We start from the raw sequence: 15,146 nt of genomic DNA, 5'->3' as shown, positions 1-15,146 counted from the left end.
CCTGGGGGGGGGGTGGTGTGGGGGCAGGTGCCGACGTGGACGCGGGTGGTGAGTTCGATTACGGCCGTCCGGCCGATGGCGCGTTCGTGGTGTCCGCAGGCGCACAGCCAGTCCGCGACGGGAGGGTGTGTGAACTGCACTTGGAGGCCGGGCCAGATGCCGCTGATGTAGCAGGTGTCGGGGTCAGGGACAGGAGCAGTGCGGACGCCCTGGCGGGCGGCGCCTTGCGGCTCGCCCCGGGCCGTCTGTGCTGCGGCCGGTTCGGCGTCGTGTGGCCGGCCGGTGGTGGGGATGCTCTTCAGTGGGGGACTGGGGGTGGGGGTCATGCCGCGTCCCTCCTTGCGGTGTTGTGGGCGATGGACCAGTCCAGAGCGCTGCGCAGGGTCGAGCGGCACTGGGAGGCCGGCAGACCCGTCGACTCCCCCGCTTCCTGAAGAGCCTGTTCAACCACGGGCCGGGCCAGGTCGCCCCATGCGACGAACCGCCCCAGGGCGCGTGCGGCCCGGAACAGTGCCGTCTCCCGCCCGCCCTCGCGGGCCGAGGCGACGTTCCGCGTCTCCTTGGCGAGCGCTACATCCGCATAACCCCTAGATTGACCCGGTACGGCCGTAGGAGGGGCCTGAGAGGGCTTGGGGGCGGGCGTCAGGACGGTTTGGAGCCAGGGCGGCAGCGGGGCCGCCTGAGGGGCGCTGAGCGGTTCGTAGGGTCCGGCGGGGGTGGTGCTGCCCGCCGCGACGACGTACCCGCCCCAGCCCCGGGTGTCGACCAACTCGCCGATGGTTCCTGCGGTGTTGGCGTACCGGGAGCCGTCAGGGGCGGTGAAGTACAGGTGAGTTCCGCCGCTCGCGGTCCGCACCCGGTAGGTGTCTGGAACGGCGTGCCCGGCGCGCTCGCAGAGCGCACGAAAGGTTGCCGCGCCGTCAGGCGCGTCCGAACTGCCCTTGTCCTTCGGCTTGTCGAGATCGACGACCAGCAGCCCGGACGGGCCGGTCGCGATACCGACGTTGAAGGGGCCGGTGGACCAGGCGGCGTGGATGCGGTCTGGGTCGGTGGTGGCGCGCTGCTCCCACTTTGCGTGCCCGTGCTCGCACGCTCCGGTGCGCGGGCAGGCGCTCTCACCGTGGAGTGCGGGCTGCTTGGTGCCGGGGCGCAGGGGGAAGACGTACCAGCCGTGTGCGGAGGCGTTCAGGGCCGCATTCAGCAGGTGTTCGCTCATGCGGCGGCCCTCCCTTCCAGGTCGAGGTACTGGGTGGCAATCCACTGGGTGTAGATGGGGGGCACGGCTTTGCGGGCTTGCAGGTTGGTCATCCAGGTGCAGCCCATGGCGTCGGCGTATGCGCGCTCATCCTTGTGCTCGAACGGCATGAGCTTGTTACGGCCCTTCGGGTGCCAGCACGGCGGAAGAAGCTCTCCGCCGCCGTGCCACGACGTCTCGAAGACACGGTGGCGGCGAACCTTCAACCCGAACTGCGAGCCGCACAGGATGTAGTCGGGGCGCAGGATGCCGGCCGTGGCGGTCTCGGGGACGTTCTCGATGACCCACGGGCGTCCGGTCGCCTGCATGACCTGGCGGCCCGGGCCGATCAGGTCCGGGTGGTCGTCGGGGTTGCCGCGCCAGCGGGTGACGGTGGCGTAGCGCTCGCACGGCCACGAGCCGTGGACCAAGTCGAAGATGTGCCCGTGCCGGGCGCAGTACTCCAGGGCGTCGCCTTGGTGGAAGGTGAAGGGGTAGCTGGGCTGCGGGTTGATGTCGACGCCGACGACGTCGAATCCGGCGAGGTAGTAGCCCATGGACAGGCCGCCCGCACCGGAGCACAGGTCCAGCACTCGCATCCCGTTCGGTCGCCGCAGCGGTAAGACGCGCGCGTTCATGCGGCCACCCCCAGCCGGGCGGCGGTGAGCTGGTGCTGGGCGGCGGTGCCGATGTGGTGGGTGTAGGCCGGGGGGATGCATTCGCGGATGCCGTCGCGGTTCATCCACGACACCCCGAGGACGCGGCGGGCCAGGCCGACGCCGGAGAAGTTGCCGACGAACTGGCCGTAGTGACCGGGCGGGACAGGGCGGCCCATCTTGGCCTGTGGCACCAGGTGCGGGGGATGCTGCGGCTGGTCGAGGGTGAAGCCGCCGCCGGTCTCGAAGTAGCGGTGACGGTAGTTGGCCAGGCGGAACATCTGCCCACACAGCATCACCGGCCCGCGCAGCTTAGCCACCGCCCCACGCACGTTCTCCATCACCCACGGCCGACCGCTCGCATTCAGCGCGTCGCGTGTGGGGCGGATCAGGTCGGGGTGGTCGTTGCCGCGCAACCGCTGGCAGTCCGTGTCGTGCTGGCACGGCGGCGAGGCGTGGATGAAGTCGAACTCCGCACCGTGCTTGCACAGGAACGTGATCGCGTCGGCCTGGATGAAGCGGAACGGGTAGCGGGGCTGCGGGGCGATGTCGACGCCGGTGACGTCGAATCCGGCGTCGGCGTAGCCCTTGGCGGCGCCGCCCTGGCAGCAGTACAGGTCGAGCAGGCGGGGCCGGTTGTCAGTGGGATGGGTCATCCTGGTTGTCTCCGGTTCCTCTGAGTGGGTCGGGGGATGAGGCAGCCGTGTTCTTTGGCGAGAGGCGGCTGCCTCTTCGGGCGAACAGGGGGATGGGGCAGTGACGACGGCTTGGCTGGTGCTCGCGGTCGGGGACGCGCGGCAGCACGGCGGCAATGACGGCTATGACGACAACCCGAGCGAGCACTACAGCTGGGACAGCACCGTCCCCAACTCCGGCGAGATCGCTGCGGGGGATGTGATCGCGGTCTGGAACAAGCGCGAGCTGGTCGGTGTCTCGGTCATCGAGGAGGTCGAGACCGGTGAGGCCGAGAAGGCCCGCTACTCCTGCCCGACGTGCTCGCGGGCGGACTTCAAGCGCCGCAAGCGTCTGACACCGGCCTGGCGGTGCAACAAGTGCGGTGCCCTCTTCGATGAACCGGCGCAGCGGATCGAGACGGTGACTACTTACCGGTCGCTGCACGGCGCTCAGTGGAAGGACGGGCGCGGCACGCTCACGGGCCGCCAGCTGCGGGCGCTGTGTGACTCGCCGAACTCGCAGCTGTCCATGCGGCCGGCGCGATGGGAGAAGCTGCGCGCGGCGCTGGAAGAGGTCTCCGGCCCTGACTGGCCGGACCCGGATGAGGCAGTCCGTGAGGCGTGGCGGCCGGTGCGGGGTGGGCACCGCATCGTGCGCGCCCGTACCCGCGTCGGACAGCAGACCTTCCGTAACCAGCTGCTGGGTGAGCAGGGACAGAGCTGCGCGCTCAGCGGCCCCGCGCCCGCGGCTGTGCTGGACGCGGCGCACCTGTACGGGTATGCCGAGGCCGAAGAGCACTTCCCGTTCGGGGGCCTGCTGCTCCGCTCCGACGTGCACCGGCTCTTCGACCGCGGCCAGATCGGCATCCGCCCGGACACCGGCCTCATTGACGTCGATGAGAGCCTGCACGGCTACCCGCTCTACGAGCAGCTGCACGGCCAAGCCCCGCACGCCAACCTGCGCCCTGAGCACCGGTCCTGGCTGGCCGTGCACTGGCACGAACACCACAACTGACCAGCCTCAACCGTGGAAGTGGTTGCGCTTGAAGATCGCCTTGCGGATGTTGACCGTGGTCCCGCCACGCGAGGCGCTCAGCACCTGCACGGCGATGAACCCGCCGAACACGACGGCGGCCAGGATGATGAGTTGCTGGATGAGGGCGGCGAGTGCGGCGATGAACGTGGTGAGCAGCAGCAGCCCACCGCACACCGCAAGGAAGCCGACACCGCCGAGCGCGACGTTCACCGCAGCCCGCGACACAACCGGCTTGGCCGCGACCGGCTCGGGCTGCATGGGGTTGATGGCGTAGCCGGTGACCGTCCGCCCGTCGGGCAACACGATCGTCTGCACGGTGGGAATCTGGCCCGGCTGCACCGCGACGACCGGAGCGGTCTGGACGGGCTGGATCGGGGCGGGCTGGTGGACGATGACGGGCGCCTTTACGGCGGTGTGGTGGGCGGGTTCGGGCAGCATGCGGAATCCCTTCCGGCCGATGGCCAGGGAGGTAGAGGTACCCCCTTGCCGGGGTGCTGTGGAGGGGGTTTCAGGGGTGCTGACCTGCGGGCCTCCCTGACTCCCTGATTGATCCTTTTCGCAGGTCAGGGCCAGGGAGGCAGGGCAGGGAGGCGGTCAGGGAGTTCTCCCTGCCTCCCTGCCCCGGGCGGGGTTGGCTCCCTGTCATCCGTCGGCGGAAGCGGAACCCTCGTCGTCGCGGTTGGCGAGCGCGCGGACCACGCGCTCACGGTCGACGACCATGCGGCCGTCGGACTTGCGCGGATCGGCGCCGACGTCCTCCAGGGCGCGCTTGAGGTCACCGAACGACCAGCGTCCGTAGGCGTCGTCGTTCAGGGCGGCGAGCCGCTGAAGCACGGTCTGGGTGAGCACGCGCGGCGCGTCCCCGAGCACAGAGGCGATGTCGGCGAGCGGGTCGCGCTCCTCGCCCCGTTCGATCACGTGCAGGGTGGTGACGCCGTCGCGCAGGGCCTTGGCCCGCTCGATGATGGCCTTGGCCGCGTCGTCGTCGACGTAGTGCGTGCGCACCGTGATGGATGACTGGCCCTTGGGGATGTGGATGCCGGACGACGCGACGACGAGAGTCCCCTGGTCCAGGCCGGGACGCAGCAGGTTCGGGGCGGCGCCGCCGTCCACGGCCTTGTCGCCGAGCGCCATGCGGGCCTGCGACTCGGTGCCGAGCGCGAGGGAGGCGCGGGTGTGTGCGCCCTCGCGGACCAGCTTGGGAAGGTTCTGGTCGGTGGGGTCCTGGGTGCCCTGCCACAGCAGCACGTTCACCGCGCGGCCCTGGTTGTGGATCTTGCGGGCCGCCATGTAGTAGCGGGACGTGGCCTTGGAGCCGCCGTAGAAGCGTCCGTCTTCGTCCTTGATCGGGCACATGAACGCGACCTGCGCTTCGTCGACAAGCACGATCAGCGCGGGGAACTGCGTTCCGGGCGGGGCCTGGAGACGGCGGTTCATCTCCGCCACAGCGTCCTCGGCCATCTCGGTGACCTGGATGACGTGCTCGTCGGTCGGGCCCTGGATGAGCCGGGTCGCGAGTCCGTCGAACATGTTCCAGTCGCCGACGCCCTTGAGGTCACCCATCCAGAACTCCACCGACTTGTCGAGTGCGAGCCACAGGGCGAGGGAGCGCAGGGCGACGGTCTTGCCCTGGTTCGACAGGCCGGTGATGAGCAGGTGGCGCTGGTAGAGGGACAGTGCGGCGGCATCCCCGCGCAGATCCTGCCCCCACGGGGCCTTGCCCTTGGCGTAGTCGGCGGTCATCGTCTCGTCGGTGACCAGCGGGGACGGGCCGATCGGCTCATCGAGCGCCCCGGAGTCGGCGACCCACAGGCGGACCGTGCGGGCCGCTTCCGGGATCGTGATGAACACCTCGTGCTCATGGCGGGTCAGGTTCTCGGCGAGCTTGCGGCGGCGCTGCTGGACCTCGATCGTGGACACCCCGGACGGGAGTGTCACGTCGACTTCGACGCCGCATCCAGCGATCCGGATCGGGCCGAGCATGGAGGCGCCGGCGTCGCCCATGTCCTTGATGGCGTTCCGCAGCGCGGGGACGCCGAGGTCGCGCAGGGCCTTGACCACGATGGACGGCGTGATCGGCTCACCCTCGCTGCTGCGGACGTTGTCCGGCAGCGCCCAATACGGGGCCGCCTGCGCCCGACGCCCGACCTCCCACAAGCCGAGCAGGGCGAGCAGGGGCCCGATGGTGATGAGCGGGCCCCAGGTGACCTGAACGATCGTGATGAGCAGGCGAATCAGCCGGACAACCGCCATCAGCGGCGTGATGACGTCGACCGCGTCCTTGGTGGCCACGGCCAGGGCGATGCCGATCAGCAGCAGACCGCCGATGCCCAGCCCGACCCCGGCGGCGGCGCCCTTGGCGGCGTCCACGGGGGAGGTGAGCAGGTCCATGCGGCGGCGGTGGCGTGCCTCGCGGTAGCGCTGCCCGCGCTCCTCCCACTCGGTCGCGGCCTCGTAGTTCCCCGCCGCCTCAGCGGCGCGCAGCAGGCGCTCATAGCGGGCCGCGGTGCGCCCGTCCCACGCCCGCCGGGCCACGATCCGGGCCCCGCCGAGCACGTACGTGGTGTGCCGGACCGTGATCCGTCCAGCGGTGCGGGCGTTCTCGGCCGTGGCGACCTTGCGCACGGCCCGCCCGGAGCGCACCCACAGGGGCACCGGACGCGGCTCGGGCACCACGGTCAGGGTGGTGACGTTGGACGGGGGTTCGGGGGTGGTGTCGGGGTTCTTGTGCAGGTGAACGACGTTGTCACTCATGCGTGTTGACTCCAGACAGCCCAGAAGCGGGCACGACGGGGCGGGGCCCGCCGCACGGCGGACCCCGGAAAGTGGGGAGGGTCAGAGCAGGTGGGCGGCGAGGCGTTCGGTGTCGTACGCCTCGCGCTCGTGATCCTTCAGCGCCCGCTCGAAGGTGCGGGCATCGCGCCGGGACTGGCGTTGCACGCCGTAGGCGGCGCGCAGGTCCCGCACGATCACGTCCAGGACGCCCCGGCGGGAGAACTGCATGGCGTGCGTCAGCTCGTGCACGAGGGTGGTCGCGATGTCCTCGCGGGTGCGGTGCTGCTCGGCGTTGACCAGCACCAGGACCGACCCGTCGGCGCGGGGGACGGCGAGGCCGGCGGCATCGCGAGCGTGACGCAGGCTCTCGCGCCGGGCCTTGTCGATGCGGCGGCAGTCGGTGCAGCCGGACAGGTCGACCTCGGCCTGAACGCCGAGTTCAGCCATGCCCTTGGCGTTGGTCAGGATGATCTCCACGGCGGGCATCCGGCCGTTCACGGCCCGGCTGACCTGCCGCATCGCATGCGGGGCGAGGTGTTTGGTGTCGCGTTCCAGGTCGCGGCGGCCCCGGAGCTGATGCGTGGTGATGGCGTGCTTCACAGCTTCTCCGATCACGAATCGCCGCAGCTCACGCGGCAACAGAGGTGGGGTTGTCGTGGCAGGGCACGCACATGCCGAGTGAGACCGGGATGATGTATCCGGCATCGCGTCGGCACTCGGGGCAGGTGCGCTTGGCGGTGTTCGCCCGGTCCAGGGCCGCCCACCGCGCCGGCGTCATCGGCCGCACGGGAAGCGCCTGGTCGACGCGGTAGAGGTAGGCGACCAACGGGCCCCGGCGGCGCCGGGACCGCTCGATCTGCGCGGCCACGTCCTGACCTCCCGGGCGCAGGCCGCGCGCCCGGAGCTGTCGGCGCGTGGCCAACCCGTCCGGGGCGAGGCGCCACCGGTAGACGGGGAGGGTGGTCATCAGGCGACCATCCGCTTCCAGGCGGCCCGCAGGCGGACCTCGGACGCGGAGTGCCCGGCGGCGCGGAAGCGCAGCGCCATCTCCCGGTAGGACAGCGCCGGGTGCTCGCTGGTGCGGATCTCCTCCACCAGCACATCCAGGACGTCATCCGACAGAGCCGGGGCCGCCTCCAAGGCGGGGGCGCCGGTCGGTTCGCTCGGGCCCCACACGGGCAGTTCCCAGCGGGCCGTGACGTCGGCCGTGACGGGACTCGTCACGCTGGTCAGCGCCCTACCCGTCTCCTCACCCTGGCGGGCGCTCTCCAGCGTCGACCAGGCCCCGGCGAGGGTGCGGGCGGTGGTGGCCTGGACGCGTGCGACGCGTGCCCCTGCCGCCGTCACGGCCGTCAGGCGGGTCTCCTCGGTGGCCGCTTCCGCCCGCAGCCGGGCGCGGGCCACAGCCGCGTCGTCGCGGGCCTCTTGTTGGATGTCCTTGATGGCGGTCAGGGCGTTGTCGGTGAGGGCGGTGCGCTCCCACAGGCTGTGGACCAGCCACAGGGCCTTGGCTGCAATCGGCAGCCACGCCACGGCCAGCCACGCGCCAGCCGCATGGTCGACGGTCAGCGCGTGTGCGACCAGAACCCCAGTGGCCAGCAGCCCGAAGGACCAGCCGACCGCGGTAACGGCGCGGTTGTGGTCGCCCTGGGCGGCCAGGCGGCGTTCGTAGGCGAGGGTGGCCAGCCATCCCCCGTCGATACCGAGACCGACGACCAGCGCGACCGGCCACGGCACCGCCGTGCCGAGCCACATCATGACCACGGCCAGGGTGAGCACCATCGACACCGTCGTCATCGCGACGGCGGGCAGAGCGGTCTTCGTCCTCACAGAGCACCCCCGGCGGTGGGCAGGGACGCGAGGACGAGCAGCGCGCCGCCGGCGGCGGTCAGGTCGACCGCGCGACGCAGGCACGTGAACTTCGCGACCGCGAGCCGGGACAGTCCGGCGATATCGGCGGCCAGGTCCCGCTCGACCGCCGTGGTGATCTCCTCGGCGGTGAGCGTGGCCCACAGGGGGAAGCCGTGCCGGCCGCCGAGGTTGGGGCGGATCGAGCGCAGCAGCAGCCCGGACGCGCCGACCAGCAGCGCCATCCCGGCACCGCCCACGATGCAGGCGGCGGGGTTCAGCGGCAGGTCCCGTGCAACCGTCCACGTCCCGGCGAGGACCGCGCCGACGAACGCCAGCAGCAGCGCCGTCTTCGCATCCGTGCGGGCGATCTCCGCCTTGACCTCGGCGTGCGCGGCGGTCAGGTTCGCTTCGGTGGCACTCATGCGGCACCCCCGGACACGCCCGTGCCGGAGTTGAGGTTGAGGAGCGCGACCCGGGCGGCCAGCGCCCTGCGACGGGCCCGGCGGATACGCCGGACGTCCAGCTCGCTCGGGGTGCGGTCGAGGGTGACGATGTGCGCGTCCAGCAGGTCGACGTCCGCCCGGATGACGGGCATCTCGATGTCGATGGCGTCCAGCTCCGCGTTCGTGGGCTCCATGGAGTCGAAGCACTCGGCGGCGGTAACAGCTTCCTGAACAGTGACGATGTCATTCATGGGTCGTGTTCTCCCTAGCAGGTGGCAACGGCCCGAACAGCGGCCCCGGGTCTAGCCACCCGGGGCCGCGCGCCGTTGAAGTCGGTAGATCCGGCTCCCCTCAGCGCTGCTCGTACGAGACGAGCAGCGGAGGCAACCGCCGCAGCCGATGAGCTGCGGAAAGGTCGTGATGCGCTGCACTGCGCACGGGGCAGAGCCGTGCGCACCCGCCCGCTTATTGCGAGGTGGGGCGGGATTCCCTCAGCACGCTTTTCAGTTCTCAAAGGGCGACCAACTCGGGGCCCCTCACAAGGCGAGCTATCCCGAACCGGCGTGGCTTGAGGCAGCCCAAAGAAGAACCACCCCACTCGCTGTCCTAGGACTGCGAGCGGCCTAAGAAGAAGATGGCATGCAGTCCTAGGACTGTCAACAGTCCTAGGACTGTGTTTCACTGGCTCTGTCGAGAGGAGTTCTGCGTGGCACCCAAGTGGCGAGACCTGGCGGACAGGCTGGCGGAGCAGATCAAGAACGGCGAGTACGATCCTGGCGCTCAGTTGCCCCAGATCAGGGACCTGGTCGAGGCAGGAGAAGGCTCGAAGGCAACGGTTCATCAGGCCTACAAGGCCCTTGAGGCCGAGGGGCTCGTCACGTCCACGCGTGGCCACGGAACGGTGGTGCGGCAGCGTGCTCCGCTTAAGCGGCTCGGCATTTACCGGTACGACAAGGCCAAGTGGCGCGACGGCGACGAAGTTGCGTTCATCGCCGACCGAGTCGCTACGGGGCGTGCGTACAAGCGCGACGAGCAGACTCAGACCGTCAGTCGAGTGCACGCGAGCGATCTTGTGGCGGAGGCGCTAGGCGTGCCGGCCGGTTCTGACGTGTACGCGCGCGCCCGGCTTGTCCGGGAAGGGGCCCAGCCCACCCATACTTTGACCAGCTACTACAGGCCGGAGCATGTTGAGGGGACACGACTTGTTGACCCCACGCCCGGCCCCGCCGGCAGAGGCGGCGGGTATCGCGTCCTCTACGACGCCGGGTACGAGATCGACCACATGAGGGAGTCGCTGTTCGCGCGCGTTCCGACAGCAGATGAAGTGCAGCTCCTGCAACTTCCCGCTGGTGAGCCAGTGGTTGAGCTTCACCGGACTACGCGCACGGCGGATGGCACGGTGGTCGAGTTCGCAGTAGGCATCCACTCGGCCTCTCGCTTTGCGTGGGAGTACGACTTCAAAGTTCCGGACTCAGCAAGGGACAGGGAGGAACAGGAATGATCTCAGCGGAGGCGTGGGAGGACGCCAGACTGCTCTGGGACTACAACCGCATGCACCATGCTCCCCGAGCCAGTTCGGTCGTCATCGGCTTGGGCAGCCACGATCTCGGAGTGGCTGACGTCGCGGCCGATCTGTACCACCAAGGCTTGGCACCGGTGCTTGTTTTTACCGGTGCTACCAGTCCGACGACACGGGTGCGTATGCCTCGGGGCGAGGCCGTTCACTACCGTGAGCGGGCCCTGGAGCTCGGGGTACCGGATAAGGCCATCTTGGTAGAGCCCCGTGCGACCAACACCGGGGAGAACATTGAGTTCAGCAGGCAGGTGCTGGCGGATGCTGACGTTGCAGTGTCCTCTGTCTTGCTCGTCAGCAAGCCGTATGAGGAGCGGCGCTCTTACGCCATGATGCGAAAGCTGTGGCCGACAGTGGATGTCGTTAGCGCGTCCACGCACATGAAGCTGCACGAGTACGTCGAAACGATCGGCGACGCTTCGATGGTGATCGACATGATCGTGGGCGCGCTCCAGCGAGTACTGGCCTTCCCTGGGCGGAACTTGGCGATCCCGCAAGATGTTCCGCGGGACGTAGTTGAGGCCTACGAGCGGCTGGCGCGCCAAGGCTTCACCAGTCGTCTGATGCCCACTGCAGCAAAGACCTGAGCCGACCTCGCTGGGTGCACGCCCGTTCAAGACCCCGCCGATCCGTCTAGCTGGGGCCTGAGGGGCGTTTCCAATCTTCCTGAGGTTGTATGGAGGGACAGAGGCGAAGCGAGGAGGGCACGGCAATGGAAGGCTTCTTCAACGGACTTGAGCAGGCAGTGAAGGGCAGTAACTGGCATGCGGCGCTGGTGATGGCATTGACCCTGCCGGACATTTGTGTGAAGGTCAGCGATCCGGAGCGTAAGACTTCGAGATCTCGCTACGCTGCATGGTTCGAGGTGTACGTCGCGCCGACGTACACCCGCTACGTGGGGGCGTCAACAGACAGGGAAGAGGTCAAGTTCCTGTCTGGCAAGGACTGTTACGCCCTCCGCTGCGCGTTGCTGCACGAAGGCAGTGACAAAACCACCGCCCATGAAGTACGCGATGCGCTCGACGATTTTCACTTCTGCACACCGGGCAGGCTTGGAAACAGCGTGCATATGAACAAGTCTGGCAGGGCGCTAAATCTCATGGTCGATACGTTCGCGCTGGATATGTTGGCCGGCGCCCGCACATGGTGGGCCACACTGCCCTCGGAGGAGCAGGATGCTGCCAGGGCGCGGCAGATCATCATGCACAGCACGGATAGCGACATCCAGTTCGGTTGAGGCTCAGTACGTCTGGTACCTCCACTGCGTGCGCTTTCTGAAGCGACACTTCTCAGTATGAGATGCTCGCCTCAACGCTCTAGGTGACGATTGGGGCTATGTCCAACCCTTGGATCGCTTACGGTCGCGAGGCGGCACGGGCAGAGGTTCGATTATCTCTATAAGGCGACAGCGAATGGCCTGTCCGCCTGCACGAATCCGCTTCCACCCTAGGATGAACTCTTGACCTTCTTGAGGGTAAGGGAAGTGCTGTAGTTTATAGAGCAATTCTCGCGTTGTGCTTACCGGTAGAAGTTGCTCCACAAGTCGAAGGCTTGTGGAGGCTACTTCGCTGTCCGTGATACGTGGGTCAAGGTACCTGGCCGTTCCAACAATCCACTGCCAGTTAACCTGATCGAAAGGTGGCCAGTTCGGCGGAAGCTTGACAGTTGCCCCCTCCTTGATCTCCTTCTGTAGGCGTGATACCTGCGCTCGGCCCTTATCTATGGCATCTTCCTGCTTCCATGCTTCGGAGAGATTTCGGGCGTCGATCGGCCATTTTACTTCGACGATCAAACCGCTTTTGCGGTCCGGGTCCAGAACTACTACGTCCAAATCGCCGATCTTTCTGCGATTGGGGGCTAGTACCTTCACCTCATGCACGACACGGGCACCCGGTATTGACCCTGCGAGCCGATCTCCCCATCGCCTACCGACTTTGCCCAGGGCGCCGCCTAGAGACCCTGAGGTTGCCGGATTCGATGCTGCGGCGCGAAGGACCATCCGCTCCTCAGAGCCTTCTGATAGCAGAGGGAATGGCATTATTACCTTGTCGCCCCAGGGCACCACTGGTGCCGAGAACGGCGTCTTGCCCCCGGGGCCTGTGTAGGTGACCATTTCGATGAATCTGTCAACCGCATCATTTCCTGGGTTATAGCGTTTCAGATATCTTCTCAGGGTCTCCGGTGACATCGAGAGATATGCTGTATTCGGGAGCGGCTCACCCCTAAACAGTGTGAGCTGGAGTAGTGACATGCCCTTCATTGTCCCTATCAGGGGGACGGCATCTCGGACCTTCAAGCCGCCGATATCGGCGTCCTCTGGTATCTCCCAAATGCGCTGCGCTGAATAGTTCTTCATATGCTGCACATAAAGCCCACCGATCCATGATGGAAGCCGCTTGTGCACGTGCAATACACCCTGTTGGGAGGCGAAGAATGAGTGAGCGGGCTCCAGGCTCGGTCCTATTTGGTTTTCTTCGGGGTTGAGAGTGTCGATCTGCTCTAAAACCATGTCTAGAACTTCGATGCTGGCGTGAGATGCAGGTTCAATATAAAGGCCCTCCTCGTCTTCATATACCTGTACCCGACCGGCGCGTCCGCCTTGAATGCCTACCTCGACAACCTCCCAGTCAAGCGCTAGATTCACCGCTTCTTCCACAGACTTGACGTCGGGGGTGCCGCTGAAAGACTGATCGCAATACTGATAGCTCCATTCGATCAGCCGTGCGGTAGCGTTGGCGTACTGACGCCCAGACGAATCAAATTCTGTTTCTCCGTCTTTCTGGGACTGGAGAAGTTCTTTCATGTATCGCACGGAAATAGATAGAAGTAAAGCGTGCAGGCTGGACTGTCCGAACTTCCAAATTTCTAAGCCTCTCGGAAGTTCCTGTGCCAAATTCTGCAGCTTACGGTAGGCGTCCATTGACTGGCCCCCTAATCTCTTGGTGCCACCAAGGCTCAATGATCGCTCACGGCATGCCGGGCGACTAGCCCCGCAAGCGGTGCGACGGGCAAGCGATGGGACGACGCGACTCGCGCCACGCGCCGGCGGTGCGGAGACGTCCCCCGCACATCTGTTGTGCTGTGACGGTGGTGCGTTGCAGGGTGGGGCGGGCCGGTCAGTCCTCGGATGCGGCGGATTAGAAACGTCCAAACCCAGTGGGAGCTGCTGCGTGATCCCGAGTGCCGACATCGACGTTGTCCCCGTCTTCCCTGTGCACTTGGCGATGGGCTTGCCCGCCCCAGACGAGGTGGACGAAGAGGGGTACGGCTACTTCCGTGATGTTTGGGCCACAGGTGAGGTGGGGCACGAGGAGGCGCGCGCCATGATCGAAGAAGAAAGACGCCTGGTTAGCCTCGTCGATCAGGCAAGCCGCAACGAGGTTGAGTTCGACTGCCTGGCTCAGGCGATAGAGAAGAGGGAACTTGAGTACCTCCCAGTCGGCTACGCCGAGCAACACCCGGACAGCGAACTGGTTCGGGAAGCGAGCCTAGACTCCGACGACGGGGTTCCCCTGGAAGCCCTGGAACTTGGTGTGGCAGGCCTCTCGTATGCCCTCACATCGATTGGGTGCTTCACGGCTGCGAGTTGCCGCAGCCACTCCGGCGAACACCCGTGGGCGGATCGGCCAGTGATCTTCTTTGCTGCTGAGCGCGATACCGTCCGCTGGCTTACGCCTCTGGTGGCTGAGAGCGGATGCGGTCTTGGAGACGGTAGCGAGCGTGCGCCCAAGCTCTTGGTCCTGGAAGCCCCATCGATCACGAACTTCATGAACCTGGCCAGCTGTATCGTCCAGCGAGTCGAACGATAGTTACTCGTCGCCTGCTGTCGGCGCCTGACGCTAGCGGCTCTTGGATCTGAGGGGCGAGGGCCAATCCCCCAGGCGTCCCCCAGTAACTGTGGGCGCGGGCAAAGGCGCAGGCTACACGTGGGAGACGGGGCCCGCTGTAAATCTGCCGGCTCAGCCTTCCCAGGTTCGAATCCTGGCGCCGCCACAGGAAGGCAAGAAGCCCCCGACCTGCTGTTTCAGCAGGTCGGGGGCTTCTTCTTTTGCTCTCCCCGCGGCCTTATCGTCGCCGCCCGCGTGCACGTCGGGCGGCGCGTCGATGTCAGCTCTCCATGTGGCCCCGGCGTGGCCCCGGCGTGGCCCCGGCGTGGACCCGGAGCAGCACGACGACCCTGTGGCCGCCCCCTGAACCGGGGTCGGTCGGTGCTTACTGTTCGCCAGCATTCGCCACCCTCTCACCGGCACTTCCGCCACTGTGGCGCCGGTTAGATTGCTGTGTGTCCGATGCATCTCTCCCCGATCGCCCGCCTGCGGTGGGCGGGTCCCCACATCGTTGGGGTCACTGAGAGATGGGAGATCGGATCAGATGGAGCGATCGGCACGGCGGACACGGTGCCGCAGGCGCAGCCAGTTGTCCGACTGGGTTCAGCTTGCGGCCCTGTTCCTGACTGCGGTCACAGCCATCGCGGGGTGCATCGAACACGTTGTGTGATGCCTCGACGGCGGTCCGGACGGATGGTGGGGCGGTAGGCGAGCCCGACCGGTTCGTACGCGGCCGGACCCGCCCGTGACCCGCATGTGAGCCTGGCTCCGGGTGGCTGCCCGGAGCCAGGCCATCATGCGTCGCGGGGCCTTTCGGACCCAGGACGAGGAAACCTCAAGTCGCCAGGAGCATCAAGCACGAGAGCCGGCTCCAAGATCGAAAATCGTGGCGGATCCCCTGGTGAGGCATGGCGTTAGGGGGTGGCGTGCGCCCCTGTCGAACGGAGATCGCTGAGAAACGCCTGGTGGGCCGCCTCCGGCGGGTGGCGAAAGCTGGCGAATTATGTCGACCGACACAACCGGCCGGCCGAGGTGCGTGGGGTGCGGCCCCGGACGTCCCCCGGGAGCGGCTCCAGG

Annotated in this window: 16 protein-coding genes; 5 read left to right on the top strand and 11 right to left on the bottom strand. The window is 67.3% G+C overall.

Annotation, left to right across the window (positions count from 1 at the left end; genetic code table 11):
- Positions 1-322 precede the first annotated feature (322 nt).
- From ACIP5K_RS03695 to ACIP5K_RS03685, 3 genes are read right to left on the bottom strand one after another with little or no spacing between them, the layout of a single operon-like run.
- Complete coding sequence (locus tag ACIP5K_RS03695) at positions 323-1,216, bottom strand: bifunctional DNA primase/polymerase (RefSeq protein ID WP_401404526.1); 894 nt, start codon at positions 1,214-1,216, stop codon at positions 323-325.
- Positions 1,213-1,872 carry a DNA cytosine methyltransferase gene (locus tag ACIP5K_RS03690; RefSeq protein WP_401404525.1) on the bottom strand — a complete coding sequence of 220 codons (660 nt, stop codon included), beginning with the start codon at positions 1,870-1,872 and terminating at the stop codon, positions 1,213-1,215. The genes ACIP5K_RS03695 and ACIP5K_RS03690 overlap by 4 nt, the downstream gene beginning before the upstream one ends.
- Positions 1,869-2,546, bottom strand: a complete 678-nt coding sequence (locus tag ACIP5K_RS03685) for a class I SAM-dependent methyltransferase (protein ID WP_401404523.1) — start codon at positions 2,544-2,546, stop codon at positions 1,869-1,871. Before ACIP5K_RS03685 ends, ACIP5K_RS03690 begins: the two co-directional genes overlap by 4 nt.
- Before the next feature lie 100 nt (positions 2,547-2,646).
- On the opposite strand from ACIP5K_RS03685, the gene ACIP5K_RS03680 reads away from it, so the two are divergent.
- Positions 2,647-3,579, top strand: a complete 933-nt coding sequence (locus ACIP5K_RS03680; protein WP_401404521.1) for an HNH endonuclease — start codon at positions 2,647-2,649, stop codon at positions 3,577-3,579.
- Positions 3,580-3,585: 6 nt separating this feature from the next.
- On the opposite strand, the gene ACIP5K_RS03675 is transcribed toward ACIP5K_RS03680, so the two are convergent.
- The 7 genes from ACIP5K_RS03675 to ACIP5K_RS03645 all read right to left on the bottom strand — a co-directional run bounded on the left by ACIP5K_RS03675 (position 3,586) and on the right by ACIP5K_RS03645 (position 8,920).
- Positions 3,586-4,038, bottom strand: coding sequence for a hypothetical protein (locus ACIP5K_RS03675; RefSeq protein WP_401404519.1), 453 nt, complete (start codon positions 4,036-4,038; stop codon positions 3,586-3,588).
- A gap of 204 nt (positions 4,039-4,242) precedes the next feature.
- Positions 4,243-6,354: an FtsK/SpoIIIE domain-containing protein gene (locus tag ACIP5K_RS03670; protein ID WP_401404517.1), complete on the bottom strand. Its 2,112-nt coding sequence runs from the start codon at positions 6,352-6,354 to the stop codon at positions 4,243-4,245.
- 81 nt (positions 6,355-6,435) lie between these two features.
- On the bottom strand, positions 6,436-6,975 hold the full coding sequence (locus tag ACIP5K_RS03665) for a hypothetical protein (RefSeq protein WP_401404516.1): 540 nt from the start codon (positions 6,973-6,975) through the stop codon (positions 6,436-6,438).
- Between the two features lie 28 nt (positions 6,976-7,003).
- Entirely contained in the window at positions 7,004-7,342 is a 339-nt protein-coding gene (locus ACIP5K_RS03660) for an RRQRL motif-containing zinc-binding protein (RefSeq protein WP_401404515.1), read from the bottom strand.
- Entirely contained in the window at positions 7,342-8,205 is an 864-nt protein-coding gene (locus ACIP5K_RS03655) for a protein spdB (protein ID WP_401404513.1), read from the bottom strand. The genes ACIP5K_RS03660 and ACIP5K_RS03655 overlap by 1 nt, the downstream gene beginning before the upstream one ends.
- A complete protein-coding gene (locus ACIP5K_RS03650) occupies positions 8,202-8,648 on the bottom strand; it encodes a Pycsar system effector family protein (protein ID WP_401404511.1) in 447 nt (148 codons plus the stop codon). Before ACIP5K_RS03650 ends, ACIP5K_RS03655 begins: the two co-directional genes overlap by 4 nt.
- Positions 8,645-8,920 carry a DUF6284 family protein gene (locus ACIP5K_RS03645; RefSeq protein ID WP_401404509.1) on the bottom strand — a complete coding sequence of 92 codons (276 nt, stop codon included), beginning with the start codon at positions 8,918-8,920 and terminating at the stop codon, positions 8,645-8,647. Before ACIP5K_RS03645 ends, ACIP5K_RS03650 begins: the two co-directional genes overlap by 4 nt.
- A gap of 455 nt (positions 8,921-9,375) precedes the next feature.
- On the opposite strand from ACIP5K_RS03645, the gene ACIP5K_RS03640 reads away from it, so the two are divergent.
- From ACIP5K_RS03640 to ACIP5K_RS03630, 3 genes are all read left to right on the top strand, one after another.
- A complete protein-coding gene (locus ACIP5K_RS03640) occupies positions 9,376-10,170 on the top strand; it encodes a GntR family transcriptional regulator (protein WP_401404507.1) in 795 nt (264 codons plus the stop codon).
- Positions 10,167-10,829 carry a YdcF family protein gene (locus ACIP5K_RS03635; protein ID WP_401404506.1) on the top strand — a complete coding sequence of 221 codons (663 nt, stop codon included), beginning with the start codon at positions 10,167-10,169 and terminating at the stop codon, positions 10,827-10,829. Before ACIP5K_RS03640 ends, ACIP5K_RS03635 begins: the two co-directional genes overlap by 4 nt.
- A 125-nt stretch (positions 10,830-10,954) precedes the next feature.
- Complete coding sequence (locus tag ACIP5K_RS03630) at positions 10,955-11,479, top strand: hypothetical protein (protein WP_401404504.1); 525 nt, start codon at positions 10,955-10,957, stop codon at positions 11,477-11,479.
- A 96-nt stretch (positions 11,480-11,575) separates the two neighbouring features.
- Here the strand turns inward: ACIP5K_RS03630 and ACIP5K_RS03625 are convergent, their stop codons facing one another.
- A complete protein-coding gene (locus ACIP5K_RS03625; protein WP_401404502.1) occupies positions 11,576-13,045 on the bottom strand; it encodes a hypothetical protein in 1,470 nt (489 codons plus the stop codon).
- A 367-nt stretch (positions 13,046-13,412) separates the two neighbouring features.
- Between ACIP5K_RS03625 and ACIP5K_RS03620 the strand changes: the two genes are divergently transcribed.
- Positions 13,413-14,051, top strand: coding sequence for a hypothetical protein (locus ACIP5K_RS03620; protein WP_401404501.1), 639 nt, complete (start codon positions 13,413-13,415; stop codon positions 14,049-14,051).
- Positions 14,052-15,146 lie beyond the last annotated feature (1,095 nt).

Origin of the sequence: Streptomyces sp. NPDC088785, from assembly GCF_044750685.1 — a bacterium.
GTDB lineage: Bacteria > Actinomycetota > Actinomycetes > Streptomycetales > Streptomycetaceae > Streptomyces.
This window is presented reverse-complemented; position numbering and strand designations above follow the sequence as displayed.